The sequence below is a fragment of the Prauserella aidingensis genome, from assembly GCF_024171865.1.
Classification (GTDB): Bacteria; Actinomycetota; Actinomycetes; order Mycobacteriales; family Pseudonocardiaceae; genus Prauserella; species Prauserella aidingensis.
Map to the genome: position 1 here is coordinate 26,151 of NZ_JAMTCN010000017.1, position 16,385 is coordinate 42,535.

Below are 16,385 nucleotides of genomic sequence, written 5' to 3' on the forward strand. Positions count from 1 at the left end.
GATCGCGTGCGCTCAGTGTCCGGCGAACGGGCCGTCCCACGAACGGCGCTGCGGCAACGGGTGTCGTTCCCGGCCGCCGGGTCGGCGGCCGGCGGGTCGGTGCGGCGGGACGGTTCTGCCGTGGCCTCCGCGGACCGGCCACCGTCGACGGTATCGCGCGGCGGCCGAATCCGGCCCCTACGATGCCGCCATGCCGGTCGCGCTCGCCTGCACCCTCGGCCTCCTCGCGGCGGTCGTCGTCTCGACGGGCGTCGTCGTGGCGGGCGGCCGCGCCCCGGTCGGTCCGGACGTGGCCGTGGCCGCCGTCGCGGACCGGTTCGGCGAGGAAACGCTCACCGGATTCGTCCTGCCCACCGAACCTCCGGTGTGGCTCACGGCGCTGGCTCTGCTCACGGCCGCCTCACTGTGGCGGCGCCGGTGGGACGTCGCCGCCACCGCGGTCGGCGCCCCCACGGTCGCGGTCGCGCTGACCACCTGGGTGGCGAAGCCCCTGTTCGACCGTTGGTACGACGACCACCTCGCCTACCCCAGCGGACACACCGCGGCATTGGTCTCGACCCTGACCGTGCTGGTGCTGACCTCGCCACCGGCATGGCGCCGCGGGCCGGCGGTGGCAGCGGCGGCCGTCTCCGTCCTCGCCGGTCTCGGCCTGGTCGGACTCGACCACCACTACGCGACCGACGTCGTGGGCGGCGCCGCACTCGCCGTCGCCGTGACGCTCGTCGTGGCGCGGCTCGCTAGCCGCGCGACACCGGCGCCGACGCCTCGGCGTCCCGCGCCAGAGCCGTGAGCCTGCTGACCGCCCGCAGGTACTTCTTGCGATACCCGCCCGCCAGCATCTCCGAGGTGAACAGCGTGTCGAGCGAACCGCCCGACACCAGGACCGGAACGGCCCGGTCGTAGAGCCGGTCGGCCAGCGCCACCAGTCGCAGCGCGATGGCCTGGTCGTCGGCCGCCCGGATGCCGCGGACGTGCACCGCCGACAGGCCGTCGACGAGGCGGCCGTACTTCGACGGATGCAGGTTCGCCAGGTGACCGCACAACGCGTCGAAGTCGTCGAGGGTGGCGCCGGGACGCTGCTCGGCAGAGGCGAGGAGCTCGTCGTCGGTCAGCGCGGCGGGCGGTTCGGGCAATCCGCGGTGCCGGTAGTCCGGGCCGTCGACCCGCACGACCTCGAACTTCGCCGACAACGCCTGGATCTCCCGCAGGAAGTCCTCCGCCGCGAACCGGCCCTCGCCGAGCTTGTCGGGCAGCGTGTTCGAGGTGGCGGCGACGAACACGCCCGCGGCGGCCAACTCCTTGAGCAGCCGGCCGACCAGCATCGTGTCGCCCGGGTCGTCGAGTTCGAACTCGTCGATCGCCAGCAACCGGTGTTCCGACAGCCGCCGCACGGCCTCGCCGAACCCGAGCGCACCGACGACGTGGGTCAGCTCGACGAACGTGCCGTACGACTTCGGCCCGGGAACCGCGTGCCAGATCGACGCCAGCAGGTGCGTCTTGCCGACGCCGAACCCGCCGTCCAGGTACAGGCCCTGCTTGCCGTCGCCGTCGGCCCTGCCGCCCTTGCGGCCGAACAACCCGCGCAGGCCGGACCGGGTGCCGCCCGCGGCGCCGACGCGCTCGGCGAACGCACCGCAGGCGGTGACCGCGGCGGCCTGGCTGGGCTCGTCCGGGTTGGGGATGTAGGTCGAGAGCCGCACGTCGTCGAACCGCGGCGGGGGCACGAGCGTCGTGATCAGCTCGTCCGCGCCGATCTCGGGACGACGCTCGGTCAGCTTCTCGACAGGCATGCTCCTCAGGTTAGTCGCCACCCCTGCCGCTCCCGGTTCCGATGTGACCTGGGCCGCCACCGGCGCGACGGACCTGCGTGACCGGTCGGCGCATGCTGGGATGGCGGGGTGCATCAGCTGTGGCCCGTACCGACCGCCTCCGCGTCCACCTCCGCGTCCGCCGCCCCGGACACCGCTTTCCCGGGCACCGTCCCGCCGGGCACCGCTTTCCCGGACACTGCCCCGCCGGAGAACACCGTCCCGCCGGAACTGTCCGACGACGACCTCGAGGCGATCTACGACTACCCCGCCGACCTCGACCGGCCCTGGGTGCAGGCCAACTTCGTCGCCTCCGCCGACGGCGCCGTCAGCGTCGACGAGCGGTCCGAGGGCCTGTCCAGCCCGGCCGACAAGCGCGTGTTCCTGCTGGGACGCGACCTCGCCGACGTCGTCCTCGTGGGAGCGGGCACGGCGCTGGCCGAGACCTACCGCGGCGCCCGCACCACCGAGGCCCGCCGGGAGCGCCGGCGGCGGCACGGCCTGTCGGACGTCCCACCGGTCGCCGTGGTGACCCGCCGCTGTTCGATCCCGCCGGACGCGCCGGTCGTCACCGACACGTCGGTGCCGACCCTGGTCATCACCGCCGCGGACGCGCCGGCCGACCGCAGGGCCGCGCTCACCGACGCGGGCGCCGAGGTGCTGCTCGCCGGCGAGGACACCGTCGATCCGGCCGCGGCGATCCGCCTGCTCGGCGAACGCGGCCTCCTCCGCATCGACTGCGAGGGCGGGCCACACCTGTTCGCCTCCCTCATGGCCGCCGACCTGGTGGACCAGGTGTGCCTGACCTACGCGCCGCTGCTGGCGGGCCCGGGACCGGGCCGTATCGTCGCGGGCCTGCCGTCGACGCCCCGCGACATGACGCTGCGGTCGCTGCTGCACGAGGACGGGTTCCTGCTCGCCCGCTACCGGCGGGCCTGACACCGACTCGCGGCACACCCCGCGCCGCCCGGCGCCCCGCACCACGGGAGACGCGGCGCCCCACCCGGCCCTCACGGCGTGCTCACCGGGACCGTGCGACAGTAACGCCGCGTACCCCGGCAGCCCGCCGCGGCCACCACGGGTGCCGCCCGCGTGAGGACGACGCCGGCCCACCGGTGCCGCCGACCCACGAGTACCGCCGACCGACGAGTGAGGACCTGACCGTTGCCGCGCCGCCATCCGCCCCGTCGCAGCGCCCGGCGGGCCGTGCTGGCCGCCCTGCTGCCCGTCCTCGTCGTGGCCGGGTGCACGGTCGGACCGTCGACGCGGCCCGCCGTGGTCCAGAACGACGCCCCGGCCCCGACCGAGCGGGAGCGGGAGGAGTCGGGACAGCCGCTGCCGCCGCTCGGCGAGCCCGGCCCGTCGACGCTCGACTGGTCCGACTGCGCGAGCGAGACCCGCGACCGGCTCGGCGGCGCCGCGGGCCGGAACCAGAACTACGAGTGCGCGTACCTCACGACCACCCTCGACCCGCCGGGGATGCCCGGGCAGGGCCTGACCCGCATGTCGGTGCTCAAGGCCGGCAACGGCCCCGTCCCGCTGGTCGTCGTCAACGACGTCGACGGCGAACCCGGCACCCTGTACGCGGCGCGGCTCGCGGCGAGCCTGCCCGACGCGCTGTTGGACCGGTTCTCGCTCATCGGCGTGGACCGGCGTGGCACGGGCGGTTCCGACGCCGTGCGCTGCATCCCGCCGAGCGAGCGCGCGACGCTGCTCGACAGCGACCCGTCGGCGGGCATCGACCGTCCGCTGGACGCGGCGCGCACCGCCGGGCAGCAGTGCGCCATCGCGCTCGAGGACGAGCAGGGGGCCATCGACAGCAGGCGCACCACGAGCGACCTCGACACGCTCCGCGAGAGCCTGGGCATGGACCGCCTCCACGCCCTCGGCCACGGTGAGGGCTCGCGGGTCCTGGCGATGTACTCCGCCCGCTTCCCCGGCAAGACGGGGCGCATGGTCCTGGACGGCATGCCGGACCCGTCCGACGACCACGCCCGCGTGCTGGGCGGCGTCGCCGGGGGCGCCGAGGCGACGCTCGACGCGGCGGGCACGGAACTCGGCCGCGACCTGCGCGGCGACGTCACCGCGTTGACCGAACGGCTCGGCCGTGGCGCGCCGTTGACCTCCGACGGCTACCGGCTCACCCCGCAGCTCGCGCTCCGTGCGGTGCTGGTCGGTCTCGCCGACCGCGAGCGCTGGTCCGCACTCGCCGACGCCGTCGCCGCGGCGCGCTCCGGCGACCCGGGCCCCCTGTTCCGGTTCGTCCGCCCGCACGTCGTCGAGGACCAGGTCTCGGCGGCCCGGCTCGACGGCACGATCGCGACCCGGTGCAACGACACCGCGACGCGCCTGCCCGCCGACCGCCTCGCCTCGACCGCCCGCGACCTCGCGCGCGAGCACCCCGTCTTCGGCGCCACGGTGGCCCAGGAGCTCGTGTGGTGCAGTCCGTGGCCCACCCGCTCCGGAGAACGCGGCGCGATCGGCTCCGAGCAGGCCCCGCCCATGGTGGTCGTCAGCACCGAGACCGACCCGGTCACGCCCGGGAAGGGCACGATCCGGGCCGCCGATCAGATGCCGTCGGCCGTGCACGTGGCGTGGAAGGGCGCCGGGCACGGAGCGCTGAGTTCGTCGTGCGTCACCGACGCGGCACGGGCCTTCCTCGTCGACGGCGACGTGCCACGGGACGGCACCCTCTGCCCGGCGTGACCCGTGGCGTCGTGACGGGCCTGCCGGCAGGCGGTCGCCGGCCCATTCGCCGCCGCAACGCCGTTGTCGATCATGCCGAACCCCGGCCACCCGTCACTTGACGGAGGGCATGGGGAATGTTTCGCTGACGCGCGGTGAATCTTCTGTCGTTGCTCTCCGGTCTGACCAAGCACGACCCACACGCCATCATCGCGATCGACGCCGATCCCGTGCAGCCTGCTCACGTGAGCCGCTCAGAACTGTGGCGGCGCACGCTGCAACTGCGCGCGGACCTGGCGACGGCGGGCGTGGGGCGTGGTGACGTCGTCGCCGTGTGCCTGCCGAACTGGTCCGACCTGCTCGGCTGGCAGATCGCGACCGCGTCCCTCGGCGCGTGCGCTCTCGGACTGGACCCTTCGGCCCCGGTCGGCGACCTCGCGGCTGCCGTGACCGACGCGCGACCGCGTGTACTCGCGCTCGACCGGAACGTGCCCGCGGCACTCACCGACCGGCTCCGCGACAGCGGCGCATCGCCCGGCGACCCGCCTCCCGCCGTCGCGGTCGTGCCGGGTCCCTGGTCCGAACCGCCCGTCGATCCGTCGCCGTGGGACCTGGGTGGCGGCGCATGGCAGCCCAGCGCAGCGACCGCAGGCATGCCGATGCCCGCGACCAGCGGCGACGAACCCGCCGTGGCGTTCGCGCCCGGGCTCGCGCGCTACCGCGAGTCGGTCGTCGTGCGGCACGCGACGTCGACGGCGACCGCGCTCGGACTCGGCGACGGCGACCTGGTCGTCTGCACCCGGCCCGCGACTCGGCCCATCGCGTGGTCGTTCGCGCTCGCCGCGCTCGCGGGCGGGGCGACGTACCTGTTCGATCCGCACCTCGACGAGTCCACCCTGCCCGGCGAACTCGTCCGGTTCGGCGCGACCCACCTCGCCACCGACGAGGGAACGGCACTGCGGCTCGCCAAGTCCTGTCACGCCCAGGGCCGCGACGCCGCCGCCTCGCTGCCCGCGCTGCGGTGGGTGGGCATCGCCAACGCCACCACCGCCGACGCCGCGCAGAGCCTCGACGAACTCGGTGTGCCCGCCCGCGGCTTCTACGCACCGGCAGGCGTGCTCGCGCCGTTCGCGGTGTGGGACACCGACCGGCCCACCGCGGACCGCTGGCTCGGCGGCGGACGGCCGGTGTGCAGCGACGTCGACATTCGCGTGACCGACCCCGGCACCGGCGAGGCCGTCCCCGCCGGTGAGACCGGCCTGATCGAGCTGCGCGGCGCGTGCGTGCCCGAAACCCGTGCCGACGCGGACGAGGCCGCGCACTCCGAGTGGTACTCCACCGGCGACCGGGGCGCCCTCACCACTGACGGCGACGTGCGGTTCGACGGCCCCGACCACCACGAGACGTGAGCCCGGCACCGGTCCTCTACGGTTGATCCCGTGCCGCGCCGGACCAAGCTCGTTGTCGGAATCCTGCTTCTCGCGGCGTGCGTCCCGGTGGCCCTGTGGCTGCCGCTCCCGTCCCCGGCCGAGATGCGCGCCTGGGCCGATGAAGCCGGCGCCATGGGCGCCGCGGTGTTCCTGGTCGCCTACGCCGTGTGCACGGTCGCGCCCATCCCCCGCACCGTCTTCAACCTCGCCGCGGGCCTGATGCTCGGGCACGTCGCGGGCGTGGGCGTCGCCATCACCGCCACGATCCTGTCCGGCCTGTGCGGCTTCCTCCTCGCCCGTCTGCTGGGCAGGGAATTCGTCACCCGCCATCTGCACCGCACGCCGGTGCACGCGGTCAACGCCCGCCTGGCCGGCGGCGGTATGCTTGCCGTCGCCTCGCTGCGGCTGATCCCGGTCGTGCCGTTCGCACCGCTGAGCTACTGCTGCGGTGTGTCGTCGATCGCACTTCGGCCGTATCTCGTCGGCACCGCGCTCGGCAGTGTTCCGGGCACGATCGCCGTCGTCGTGCTCGGTGACGCCCTGACCGGCAGTACGCCGCCTGCGCTGCTGGTCTGTTACGCCGTGTTCGCCACGCTCGGCGCGGCGGGCCTGGTGCGGGTCGTCCGAACGGCGGCGCCGGCCGACGGCCGGGTGGCCGACACGGACGCCCGGCCGGACGGCGCAACCGACTAGCCGGCGGACGGTTCGCCTCAGGCGGGCCGGGCCGGGCAGCTACACTCGACACGGGCGCTAGCGGGGTGGCGCACCGGTCCTTCCGAGAACTCGAGCCGTCCCACTCGTAGGCGGCGAGTTCGAGCAGCAGCCGAGCAGTACCCGAGGAGAAGGCGTCATCGACACCGGTCAGTTGGTCGCAGGCCACTATCGCCTCGTAGAGCACGTCGGCAGCGGCGCCATGGGCATCGTGTGGCGCGCCGTCGATGAACGCCTCGAACGGTCGGTCGCCGTCAAGCAGATCCTGACGCAGCCCGGCCTGTCCGAGACCGAGCGCACGACCGTGCGCCAGCGCGCCATGCGCGAGGCGAAGAACGCGGCCCGGTTCCAGCACCCCAACGCCATCGTCGTGTTCGACATCGCCGAGCACGACGGCGACCCGGTACTCGTCATGGAGTACCTGCCGTCGCAGAGCCTGTCGGCGATCCTGGGCGACCGCGGCCCACTGCCGGTTCCCGAGGTGGCACGCATCGGTGAACAGGTCGCGGCCGCGCTGGTCGCCGCCCACCGTGCGGGCATCGTGCACCGCGACATCAAGCCGGGCAACCTGCTGATCGACTCCGCGGGCGTCTGCAAGATCACCGACTTCGGCATCTCGCGGGCCAGCGGCGACCTCACCCTCACGCAGACCGGGCTCATCGGTGGGACACCCGCGTACCTCGCCCCTGAGCTCGCCCGCGGCGCCGACCCCACACCCGCGTCCGACGTGTTCGCCCTCGGCGCGACGCTGTACCACGCGATCGAAGGCCTGCCGCCCTACGGCGACAACACCAACCAGCTCGCACTGCTCTACGCCGCCGCGAACGGCCAGATCAACCCGCCGCAGCACGCCGGACAGGCGACCGCGCTGTTGATGAGCCTGCTGCGCACCGAACCGACCGAACGCCCCACGATGAGCGAGGCGCAGGAGCAGCTCGGCAGGCTGGCGGGTGGCAGCCCGGCGAGCGCTGCGCCGCTCGCGGCGACCGCCGTCTCCCCCGCGGTCTCGGATCACGGCGGAGGCCGCAGGCCCGCCGCGGCGCCGTGGCAGCGCGACAACTCGTCGTCCGGTCCGCATGCGACCGCCACCGGCGCCCCTGCGGCCGCGTCCTCCGGAGCCGCGCCCTCGAACGGTCCGGGCGGTCGTCGGAAGCCACTGCTGCTGGCCGCGGTCGGCGTCGCCGTGCTCGCCCTCACCGCGGTGCTCGTGTTCACGCTCGGCGGGGACGACGAACCCGCCGCGGGCGGGAACCCGTCCCCCACACCGGAGCCGACCTCGTCGTCGGCTCCCCCGTCGTCGAACACGCGGGCCGACGCGAGCGGGCCCGTCGACTGGGGCCAGGCAGGCGCGCTGGTCGGCGAGTTCTACAACGACCCGGACTGGGATCAGCTCACCCGGGACGCGCAGGCGGTGTACGGCTCGGAGGACGAGTTCGACGAGTACTGGGATCAGCACACGCTGCAGAGCTGGTCCGACGCCTCCGCCCCCAACGGCCAGAACGCCGACGGCTCGGTCGACATCCAGGTGCAGCTCGACTTCGGCAACGGCAAGCGGCCCCACACGGTGCGGGTCGTCAACCCCGGCGGCGAACCCAAGCTCGACGGCGAGACCCGCCCGTCGGAACTCGACAGCCGGAACCAGCCGTCGGGCGGCTCGTCACGGTGACGACGGCATGACCGGCGGCGCGCTGGGCAGGCCGTTCGGCATGTCCTACCGTGGGCACCATGCCGGATGACGACACGGCCCGCCGTCGGCGGCTGTTCGACGACGAGCTCGTGGGGCTCGACCCGGACGATCCGGAAGCCCAGGAGTTCGCCGACCACCTGAACCGGATGCAGCGCGCCGAGCCGGCGTTCACCGTCGAAGGATCGCTGCGCGGCGTCGCCGATTTCGCCGAAGGCAGTACCCGCGCGAGCGGCCTGCGCTGGTGGACCGCCGTGGTGATCGTTCTGCTGCTCCTCCTGGGCGTCGTCGTCGGTGCCTGGGACCAGCTGAGCGCCTTCGTCGCACACCTGACGGGGTAATCTGGTGGGTATGGATCCCGCCGCGAACACGACCCCTGCCGAGAACGCTCCCCGCGTCACCAAGTCCGACGACGAATGGCGCGCCGAACTGGGCCCCGAGGCGTACGCGGTGCTGCGCACGTCCGCGACCGAGCGCCCGTTCACCGGCGAGTACACCGACACCACGGCCGAAGGCGTCTACGAATGTCGGGGCTGTGGCGCCGAGCTGTTCCGATCGGCGACGAAGTTCGAGAGCCACTGCGGCTGGCCCTCGTTCTACGACCCGGCCGACTCGGACGCGGTCATCCTGCGCAGGGACACGTCGCTCGGCATGGTGCGCGTCGAGGTGCTGTGCGCCTCGTGTCACGGCCACCTCGGGCACGTCTTCGAAGGCGAGGGCTACGCGACGCCCACCGACCAGCGCTACTGCATCAACTCGGTCGCCCTGCGCCTCGTTCCCGCGGAGTGAACGACGCGGTGCCGTCGGGCCGCCGCTCACCCCGACACCGGGGCTCACGCGCAGCCGGGAACGACCTGGACCTGGCACGGCAGCCCGTGCGCTCTTCCCAGCCGCGCATCCGCGGTGACCAGTGGCAGATCGAGTCGCGCGGCCAGGCTCACGTACAGCCCGTCGTAGAAGCGCACGCGGTCCCGTAGGTCCCAGGCACCCCGGCTCAACGGCCCGGCGTGGGGATAGCGTTCATCCACCACCAGGTCCAGCGCGGCGAGCGCCGCCGACGCGTCCTCGGCCGAGAGCGCTCCCCGCAGCAGATGCTTGCGCAACACGTCGCCTACCTCGGCGTCGACGAGGTGCGGGGCGTGCACCGCGCCGGTGACGAGACGCCTCCCCAGGTCCTCGGCCCGTGATGTGCGCTCGGTCAGCATCACCACCAGGGTCGAGGCGTCCGCCACGACCTCATCCATCATGCTGCGCCGTGTCCCCGTCGGCGGGCCACGGACCCCGGCTGTCGTCCAGATCGGCCAGGGCACTCTCCGCCGTCACACGCGATTCGTCCCGCTCAGCCAACGCCGCGCGCACACGTTCGAATGCCGAACGCTTCCGTGCGACACGTGCCAGGAATCCGGCCTGCTCACGCATGTAGGACTGCAGCGACTTGCCTTCCGCGCTTGCCGCCGCGCGCAGGGCCTCGTACTCCTCGTCCGGAATGTCGCGGATCTGGATGGTCGCCATAGCGCTACTTTAGCGCTACAGCGTGCGGTGCGGCCACCGCGCCGATTCAGGGCAGCGCGTGCACCAGGTCCGCGGGCTCGACGCGCGGGCCCGTGTAGAACGGGATCTCCTCACGCACGTGGCGCCGCGCCTCGGTGCCACGCAGGTGCCGCATGAGGTCGACGATCCGGTGCAGTTCGTCGGCCTCGAACGCGAGGATCCACTCGTAGTCGCCGAGAGCGAAGGCGGGCACGGTGTTGGCGCGCACGTCCGGGTAGTCGCGGGCCTCCTTGCCGTGGTCGGCGAGCATCTTGCGGCGCTCGTCGTCGGGCAGCAGGTACCACTCGTAGGACCGCACGAACGGGTACACGCAGACGTACTTCTTCGGGTCCTCGCCCGCGAGGAACGCCGGGACGTGGCTCTTGTTGAACTCCGCGGGACGGTGCAGCGCGACCTGACTCCACACCGGCGTCGACGCCCGGCCGAGCGGCGTCGTGCGTCGGAACCCGGTGTAGGCCGCCTGCAGCTGCTCGAGCTCCTCGGCGTGCCACCAGATCATGAAGTCGGCGTCCGCGCGCACACCCGCGACGTCGTACACACCCCGGACCACGACTCCCTTGTCGTCGAGCGCGTCGAGGTACTCGGCGGTCGCCCGCGCCGCGGCGTCACGGTCGTCGCCGAGCGTACCGGGCTCGACCCGGAAGACCGACCACATCGTGTAGCGGATCGTGTTGTTCAGTTCGTCGTAGTTCAACCGAGCCATGGCCCTATGATCCCACCGCCACGCGGGCCGCCACGCGGCGGGCCGCGGCGTCCGCCGTGCCGATGCAGGCCGGAATGCCCACACCGTGGAGCGCGGCGCCGGCCACCGCGAGCCCGGGCAGGGCCGACACCGCCTCCTCGATCCGTGCGACCCGGTCGCCGTGCCCGACACCGTACTGCGGCAGACCACCGCCCCAGCGCTGCACGCGGGCCTCGACCGGTTCGGCGGTGATGCCGGTCAGCTCCGCGAGATCCGCACGGACGCGCCGCACGAGTTCGTCGTCGGTGGCGCGCAGTGCGGAGAGGTCACCGAACCGGCCCACCGAGCCACGCAGCAGCACGGGGCCGTCCTGATCGGACTGGTGCGGCCACTTGCGGGCGGAGAAGGTGAACGCCTTGGCGGTGAACCGTCCTCCGTCACGGGTGCGTTCCCCCGCCCCGATCAGCACCCCGGACGAGTCGGGCAGCGCCGTCCCGGGAGGCAGCGCCAGGGCGACCACGGCCACCGACGCGAGCTCGACCTCGCCGTAGGCGGCCGCGGCGGAGGGCGCGACGTCGGCCAGCAGACGTGCCGCGGCCGGTGCCGGCACGGCGAGCACGACGGCGTCGACGTCGAGGTCCGGTGCGGCGGGAGCGTGCGCGGCCGGGACCGCTCCGAAGGTGAGCCGCCACCCGCCGTCCCGGCGGGTCAACGCGCGGACCGGAACACCGAGCCGCACGTCCGCCTCCGCACGGGCGGCGAGTGCGGTGGTCAGTGAGGCGAGCCCACCGGCCAGCGTGCCGAACACCGGCGCCGGATTCGGCGGAGCCGCGGGATCCGGCAGCTGCGCGGCGATCGCGGAGGTGATCGATTCCGCGCCGCCGTCCAGCGCGTGCGCGAGGGCGGGCAGCACGGCACGCAGGCCGAGGCCGTCGGCACCACCCGCGTACACGCCGCCGAGCAGCGGGTCGACGAGCCGGTCCACGACCTCGTCCCCGAGCCGGCTGCGCAGCAGCCCGCCGAGGGACACGTCGGCACCGACCGGTTCGACCGGAGCGAGATTCCGCTCCGCCTCGACCGCGCGGACACCCGCGTCGGACAGCACGTGCGCGACCGCGTCGCCGGCGGCGGGCACACCCATGACGGTGCGTTTCGGCAGGCCCACGGTCACGCCGCCCGCGCGCAGCGACGACGAGGCCCCGGAGGGGTGCCGCAGCCGATCGGTGAGCCCCAGTTCGTGGACCAGGTCGAGCGCCTCCGGCCTGCGCGCCAGGAACGCCTCCGCCCCGACGTCACACGCCTCGCCGCCCACCTCGACCGTGCGCAGCTTCCCGCCGAGGTCGCCGGACGCCTCGCACACGGTGATCGCGGCGTCCGGGCCGAGCAGGGTGCGCAAGCGGTAGGCGGCGGTCAGCCCGGAGACGCCTCCCCCGACGACCGCGACCTTCACCCCGCGCTCCTCACAGACTGTGCACCAGCTCGACCACGCGGGTCAGCACCTCCGGATCGGTGTCCGGCAGCACCCCGTGGCCGAGGTTGAAGACGTGCCCGGCGGCCTCGCGGCCCTCGGTGACGATGCGCCGCACCTCGGCCTCGATCACGGGCCACGACGCCATCAGCAGCGCCGGGTCGAGGTTGCCCTGGACCACCGGCCGGGCCTCGCCCGAGGCCCGCAGCCTGCGGGCGGCCTCGTCCAGCGGCACCCGCCAGTCGACACCGACGACGTCCGCGCCGGCCTCGCGCATCGCGGGCAGCAGCTCGCCCGTGCCGACCCCGAAGTGGATCCGCGGCACGTCGTACTCGGCGACGGCGGACAGCACCCGCGCCGAATGCGGCAGCACGAACTCGCGGTAGTCCCGTTCGGAGAGCGCACCGGCCCACGAGTCGAACAGCTGCACCGCGTCGACGCCGGCTTCGAGCTGAGCCGTCAGGAACGTGGCCGTCACGTCCGCGAGGCGGGAGGCCAGCCGGTGCCACAACTCGGGCTCGGCGTGCATCAGCGCCTTCGTGTGTTCGTGGTTGCGGCTCGGCCCGCCTTCGATGAGATAGGAGGCGAGCGTGAACGGTGCTCCCGCGAACCCGATCAACGGTGTCTCGCCGAGCTCGCGCAGCAACAGGCCGATGCCGTCGGTGATGGGCCGGACCTGCTCGGCCTCGAGCTCCGGGAGCGCGTCGACGTCGACCGCGGTCCGCACCGGATGCGCGACGACGGGTCCCGTGCCGGGCACGATGTCGATGGCCAGCCCCGCCGCGTACAGCGGGACGACGATGTCGCTGAACAGGATCGCGGCGTCGACGCCGTGACGCCGCACCGGCTGCATCGTGATCTCCGCGAGCAGCGCCGGGTCGAAACAGGACTGCAGCATGGGCACGCCCTCGCGCACCGAGCGGTACTCGGGCAGCGACCGCCCGGCCTGGCGCATGAACCACACGGGCGTCCGGGAGGGGGTCCCGCCGCGGGCGGCGACCAGCAGCGGGGCGTCGGGCAGCGCGCGCCGCGCGGCGACCGGGGATCCTGTCCGCGGATCGGGATCGGACGGCGCGGGAACCGACGACGCGGAGAACGAGGCTGTCATCACTGTTCATGGTGCCACGCCCGGATAACCACGCCGCCGTCGGCGCGTCGGACAGCGACCCGCACCACGCGACGGCTTACAGTCTCGGGGTGACCGTGTTGACCCAGGCGCCGGAGGAATTCCGCCAGGCCGTCGCGGCGCTGCAGGCACTGCAGCCGCGACCCGAGGTGAGCCTCGAACCGATCAAGGCTCCGCAACGACTCGCGCCCTGGGCCTACGCACTCAGCTGCGAGACGACCGGACCCGGGGAGGTCGAGGCGTCCGGCAGGCTGGTCCTGCTGCACGATCCCGACGGCCAGGAGACGTGGGACGGCGTGTTCCGCCTCGTGGCCTACGTGCGCGCGGGCATCGACAAGGAACTGGCGACCGATCCGTTCCTCCCGTCGGTCGGCTGGTCCTGGCTCACCGACGCGCTCGAGGCCACCGAGGCCGAGTTCACCGCGCTCGGCGGCACCGTCACCGAGACGTCGTCGGCCCGTTTCGGCGAGATCTCGGGCCCGTCGCGCACCGACGACCTCGAACTGCGTGCGTCGTGGACCCCGCTGACGCCCGAGCTCGGTCCCCACGGGGACGCCTTCTGCCAGCTGATGGCGAGTTACGCGGGCCTGCCGCCCGTCGGCGTCACGATGTTCGGCCAGCGCCGCACGTCCTGACCGCTCCGCACCACCACTGCCCGTCCCCCGACCGGCGGCACCCTCCGAAGGTCGGGTCCTCCGCCGAACGTGCACCCGCCGCGGGACCGCTCACCGACCGGTCGCGGCCACCCGAACGCGTCCTCGTAATCGTGTCGGCATACTGGTCACGGGCAGCTGCACACGGCACATGCACGCCCAGTGTGCGCACCACAACCCGGCGTTATCGCCCGCGGACCCGGGCCCGTTACAGCTTTCGCAAGGATTAATCCCATCGCGCTACAACGGAGCCCCCGAAGTGCAATCCGATCGGGATAGATACCCATTTGATGCCCCCACTACCCCACTCAGGCGGCTACAGTACCTGTCGACGACACCACTTTCGGTCTAAAGCTGGCGCGGCTGAACGGCCGAAAGTCCCGGTGCCGGTCGGGGGGCACGACCGACTCCAGGGAGGTAGTGACGTGGCTGCCGTCGGCTTTTCTCAGGCCGTTCGATCCACGCCAGCCGGCGCCTTGCCGGCGAGCATGGTTCCGCATCCGCGGGAAGAGTTGTTTTCCGTGATGGTGGTCGATGACCACCCGTTGTTGAGGGAGGCGATCGCCGGACGTCTTGCCCAGATGGGCGCAGGCACGGTGCACGAGGCCGCCACGGTGGCCGAGGCCAGGGCGCGCGCGACGGCCACGGGGCCGTGCGACCTCGCCATCCTGGATCTCGGCCTGCCGGACGGCAGCGGCATCGAGCTGGTCACCGAGCTGCGCAGCAACGGCTGGCCCCGTGTCGTGGTCCTGGCGTCGTCGGACGACCCGTACGCGGTCCGTTCGGCGTTCCAGGCCGGGGCGCAGGCCTACCTGCTCAAGTCCGCGTCGCCGGTGGTCGTCACCGACGGCGTGCGCCGGGTGCTCGACGGCGGCGTGTACGCCGACCCGAGCGTGGCACCGGTGCTGGCCACCGGAACCCGCGTTCCCGGCACGGACAACACCCCGCGCGAGCTCTCGGCGCGCGAGGTGGAGGTTCTGCAGCTCGTGGCGGACGGACAGTCCAACAAGGAGATCGGTGACGAGCTCAGCCTCTCCGCGCTCACGGTGAAGTCCCACCTGTCGCGGATCGGCCGCAAGCTCGGCACCGGCGACCGGGCCCAGATGGTGGCGCTGGCCATGCGTGCCGGCGTCATCCGCTAGCGCCGACCTCATCCCTACGGGACGGGCTCGCCGGGGGCAGGCGGCCCGTCCCGTAGGGTTGACACCCGTGCACAACGCAGAACACGCCTCCCCCGCGGCCGCCGCGACCGATGCGCCGGACGGCGGGGAGGCTGCTGCGCCGGAGTTGCTGACCCGGCCCGTCGAGGGCACTCCTCCGGTCATCGAGGACGCCGAGGCACTTCGCGAGGCCTGCGATCGGTTGGCCGCCGGCACCGGCCCCGTGGCCATCGACACCGAGCGCGCGTCGGGCTACCGCTACTGGCCCAAGGCGTACCTCGTGCAGATCCGTCGTCAGGGAGCGGGCACCGTGCTCGTCGACCCGATCCCGCTCGCCGACGAGCTGGCGCCGCTGGCAACCGCACTCGGTGACGCCGAGTGGGTGCTGCACGCCGCGTCTCAGGACCTGCCGTGCCTGGCCGAACTGGGCCTCCACCCCGCCTCCCTGTTCGACACCGAACTCGCGGGCAGGCTCGCGGGCCACGAACGCGTCGCGCTCGGCACCCTCGTGGAGAAGCTGCTCGGCTACACCCTGGAGAAGGGCCACAGCGCCGCCGACTGGTCGCGACGCCCACTGCCCGACGAGTGGCTGGACTACGCCGCACTCGACGTCGAACTCCTCGTGCCACTCCGTGACACCCTCGAGGCCGAGCTGACGGCCCAGGGCAAGCTCGAGTGGGCCAGGCAGGAGTTCGAGGCCGTGCGCACCGCACCGGCGGCGCCACCGCGTGCCGAACCGTGGCGGCGCACCTCGGGCGTGCACAAGGTCCGGACCCCGCGCGGGCTCGCCGCCGTCCGCGCACTCTGGGAGGCGCGGGACGAGATGGCGCGCAAGCGCGACCGCGCGCCGTCCCGGGTGCTGCCCGACAGCGCGATCATCAACGCCGTGCTCGCTGATCCGTCCACGCCGCAGCAGCTGCAGGCGCTGCCGGTCTTCGGTGGCCGAGTGCAGCGCCGCTACAGCGCCCACTGGCTTCGCCGGCTGGAGGCCGCGAGGGAGCTGCCCGCCGAGGAACTCCCGAGCACGTCGACGGGTGGCGACGGACCGCCGCCCGCCAACCGCTGGGGCGACAAGGACCCGGACGCCGCCGCCCGACTGGCCGCCGCCCGCACGGCGCTGACGAAAATCGCCGAGTCGCACACGCTGCCGGTGGAGAACGTCCTGTTGCCCGACCTGCTGCGCCGCACCTGCTGGACTCCGCCCGAGGACCCCTCCCCCGAGGGCGTCGCCGCGGCGCTCGCCGACGGCGGGGCGCGGCCGTGGCAGGTCGACCTCGTCGCCGACGCGCTGAGCACCGCGCTGCACGCCACGGCCTGAGCACGGGACCGGCTCACGGCGCCCTCTCCGCCGTCCGGCGGCGCACGTCTCCGGCCGAGCTCGGCGCCGGTCACGAGGTGTACCCGAAAGCGGCGACACCTGCCCACTC

Annotated in this window: 17 protein-coding genes; 11 read left to right on the top strand and 6 right to left on the bottom strand. The window is 73.5% G+C overall.

All coding sequences use genetic code 11. The features are described from left to right. Nucleotides 1–190: 190 nt before the first annotated feature. Complete coding sequence (locus LY13_RS16945) at nucleotides 191–790, top strand: phosphatase PAP2 family protein (protein WP_253829443.1); 600 nt, start codon at nucleotides 191–193, stop codon at nucleotides 788–790. Here LY13_RS16945 and zapE read toward each other — a convergent pair. Then, nucleotides 738–1,790: a cell division protein ZapE gene (gene zapE, locus LY13_RS16950; protein ID WP_253829444.1), complete on the bottom strand. Its 1,053-nt coding sequence runs from the start codon at nucleotides 1,788–1,790 to the stop codon at nucleotides 738–740. The genes LY13_RS16945 and zapE overlap by 53 nt on opposite strands. A gap of 249 nt (nucleotides 1,791–2,039) precedes the next feature. On the opposite strand from zapE, the gene LY13_RS16955 reads away from it, so the two are divergent. The 7 genes from LY13_RS16955 to msrB all read left to right on the top strand — a co-directional run bounded on the left by LY13_RS16955 (nucleotide 2,040) and on the right by msrB (nucleotide 9,107). Beyond that, the gene (locus LY13_RS16955) at nucleotides 2,040–2,747 is read left to right on the top strand and encodes a pyrimidine reductase family protein (protein ID WP_253829529.1); all 708 of its coding nucleotides are present in this window, start codon (nucleotides 2,040–2,042) and stop codon (nucleotides 2,745–2,747) included. 225 nt (nucleotides 2,748–2,972) lie between these two features. Beyond that, nucleotides 2,973–4,514, top strand: a complete 1,542-nt coding sequence (locus LY13_RS16960; RefSeq protein ID WP_253829445.1) for an alpha/beta hydrolase — start codon at nucleotides 2,973–2,975, stop codon at nucleotides 4,512–4,514. A gap of 134 nt (nucleotides 4,515–4,648) precedes the next feature. Next, nucleotides 4,649–5,902: an AMP-binding protein gene (locus tag LY13_RS16965; protein ID WP_253829446.1), complete on the top strand. Its 1,254-nt coding sequence runs from the start codon at nucleotides 4,649–4,651 to the stop codon at nucleotides 5,900–5,902. A 30-nt stretch (nucleotides 5,903–5,932) separates the two neighbouring features. Next, a complete protein-coding gene (locus tag LY13_RS16970; RefSeq protein WP_253829447.1) occupies nucleotides 5,933–6,616 on the top strand; it encodes a TVP38/TMEM64 family protein in 684 nt (227 codons plus the stop codon). A gap of 172 nt (nucleotides 6,617–6,788) precedes the next feature. Further along, nucleotides 6,789–8,300, top strand: coding sequence for a serine/threonine-protein kinase (locus LY13_RS16975; protein ID WP_301299204.1), 1,512 nt, complete (start codon nucleotides 6,789–6,791; stop codon nucleotides 8,298–8,300). A 59-nt stretch (nucleotides 8,301–8,359) separates the two neighbouring features. Then, complete coding sequence (locus LY13_RS16980; protein WP_253829449.1) at nucleotides 8,360–8,659, top strand: hypothetical protein; 300 nt, start codon at nucleotides 8,360–8,362, stop codon at nucleotides 8,657–8,659. Nucleotides 8,660–8,669: 10 nt separating this feature from the next. After that, nucleotides 8,670–9,107, top strand: coding sequence for a peptide-methionine (R)-S-oxide reductase MsrB (gene msrB, locus LY13_RS16985; RefSeq protein WP_253829450.1), 438 nt, complete (start codon nucleotides 8,670–8,672; stop codon nucleotides 9,105–9,107). Nucleotides 9,108–9,151: 44 nt separating this feature from the next. On the opposite strand, the gene LY13_RS16990 is transcribed toward msrB, so the two are convergent. Genes LY13_RS16990 through hemE form a run of 5 tightly spaced genes read right to left on the bottom strand, consistent with a single transcriptional unit; the run spans nucleotide 9,152 to nucleotide 13,127 of the window. After that, nucleotides 9,152–9,565 (bottom strand): type II toxin-antitoxin system VapC family toxin, encoded by a 414-nt coding sequence (locus tag LY13_RS16990; RefSeq protein ID WP_253829451.1) that lies wholly within the window; start codon nucleotides 9,563–9,565, stop codon nucleotides 9,152–9,154. After that, nucleotides 9,555–9,830, bottom strand: a complete 276-nt coding sequence (locus LY13_RS16995; RefSeq protein ID WP_253829452.1) for a FitA-like ribbon-helix-helix domain-containing protein — start codon at nucleotides 9,828–9,830, stop codon at nucleotides 9,555–9,557. Before LY13_RS16995 ends, LY13_RS16990 begins: the two co-directional genes overlap by 11 nt. A 46-nt stretch (nucleotides 9,831–9,876) precedes the next feature. Next, nucleotides 9,877–10,572: a hydrogen peroxide-dependent heme synthase gene (hemQ, locus tag LY13_RS17000; RefSeq protein ID WP_253829453.1), complete on the bottom strand. Its 696-nt coding sequence runs from the start codon at nucleotides 10,570–10,572 to the stop codon at nucleotides 9,877–9,879. Between the two features lie 4 nt (nucleotides 10,573–10,576). Next, nucleotides 10,577–12,001 (bottom strand): protoporphyrinogen oxidase, encoded by a 1,425-nt coding sequence (gene hemG, locus LY13_RS17005; RefSeq protein WP_253829454.1) that lies wholly within the window; start codon nucleotides 11,999–12,001, stop codon nucleotides 10,577–10,579. Nucleotides 12,002–12,011: 10 nt separating this feature from the next. Next, nucleotides 12,012–13,127, bottom strand: a complete 1,116-nt coding sequence (hemE, locus tag LY13_RS17010) for a uroporphyrinogen decarboxylase (RefSeq protein WP_253829455.1) — start codon at nucleotides 13,125–13,127, stop codon at nucleotides 12,012–12,014. Nucleotides 13,128–13,225: 98 nt separating this feature from the next. Between hemE and LY13_RS17015 the strand changes: the two genes are divergently transcribed. The 3 genes from LY13_RS17015 (at nucleotide 13,226) to LY13_RS17025 (ending at nucleotide 16,276) form a co-directional block, all read left to right on the top strand. Next, nucleotides 13,226–13,780 (top strand): DUF3000 domain-containing protein, encoded by a 555-nt coding sequence (locus LY13_RS17015; protein WP_301299221.1) that lies wholly within the window; start codon nucleotides 13,226–13,228, stop codon nucleotides 13,778–13,780. Nucleotides 13,781–14,223: 443 nt separating this feature from the next. Next, nucleotides 14,224–14,940 (top strand): LuxR C-terminal-related transcriptional regulator, encoded by a 717-nt coding sequence (locus tag LY13_RS17020; RefSeq protein ID WP_253829457.1) that lies wholly within the window; start codon nucleotides 14,224–14,226, stop codon nucleotides 14,938–14,940. Nucleotides 14,941–15,085: 145 nt separating this feature from the next. Further along, nucleotides 15,086–16,276, top strand: a complete 1,191-nt coding sequence (locus tag LY13_RS17025; protein ID WP_253829530.1) for a ribonuclease D — start codon at nucleotides 15,086–15,088, stop codon at nucleotides 16,274–16,276. Nucleotides 16,277–16,385 lie beyond the last annotated feature (109 nt).

What these genes read in the sequence shown, in the direction of transcription:
- hemQ (WP_253829453.1), bottom strand. Translation starts at nt 10,572, where the DNA reads ATGGCTCGGTTGAACTACGACGAACTGAACAACACGATCCGCTACACG.
- LY13_RS16995 (WP_253829452.1), bottom strand. Translation starts at nt 9,830, where the DNA reads ATGGCGACCATCCAGATCCGCGACATTCCGGACGAGGAGTACGAGGCC.
- hemE (WP_253829455.1), bottom strand. Translation starts at nt 13,127, where the DNA reads ATGACAGCCTCGTTCTCCGCGTCGTCGGTTCCCGCGCCGTCCGATCCC.
- LY13_RS16980 (WP_253829449.1), top strand. Translation starts at nt 8,360, where the DNA reads ATGCCGGATGACGACACGGCCCGCCGTCGGCGGCTGTTCGACGACGAG.
- LY13_RS16990 (WP_253829451.1), bottom strand. Translation starts at nt 9,565, where the DNA reads ATGATGGATGAGGTCGTGGCGGACGCCTCGACCCTGGTGGTGATGCTG.
- LY13_RS16945 (WP_253829443.1), top strand. Translation starts at nt 191, where the DNA reads ATGCCGGTCGCGCTCGCCTGCACCCTCGGCCTCCTCGCGGCGGTCGTC.
- zapE (WP_253829444.1), bottom strand. Translation starts at nt 1,790, where the DNA reads ATGCCTGTCGAGAAGCTGACCGAGCGTCGTCCCGAGATCGGCGCGGAC.
- msrB (WP_253829450.1), top strand. Translation starts at nt 8,670, where the DNA reads ATGGATCCCGCCGCGAACACGACCCCTGCCGAGAACGCTCCCCGCGTC.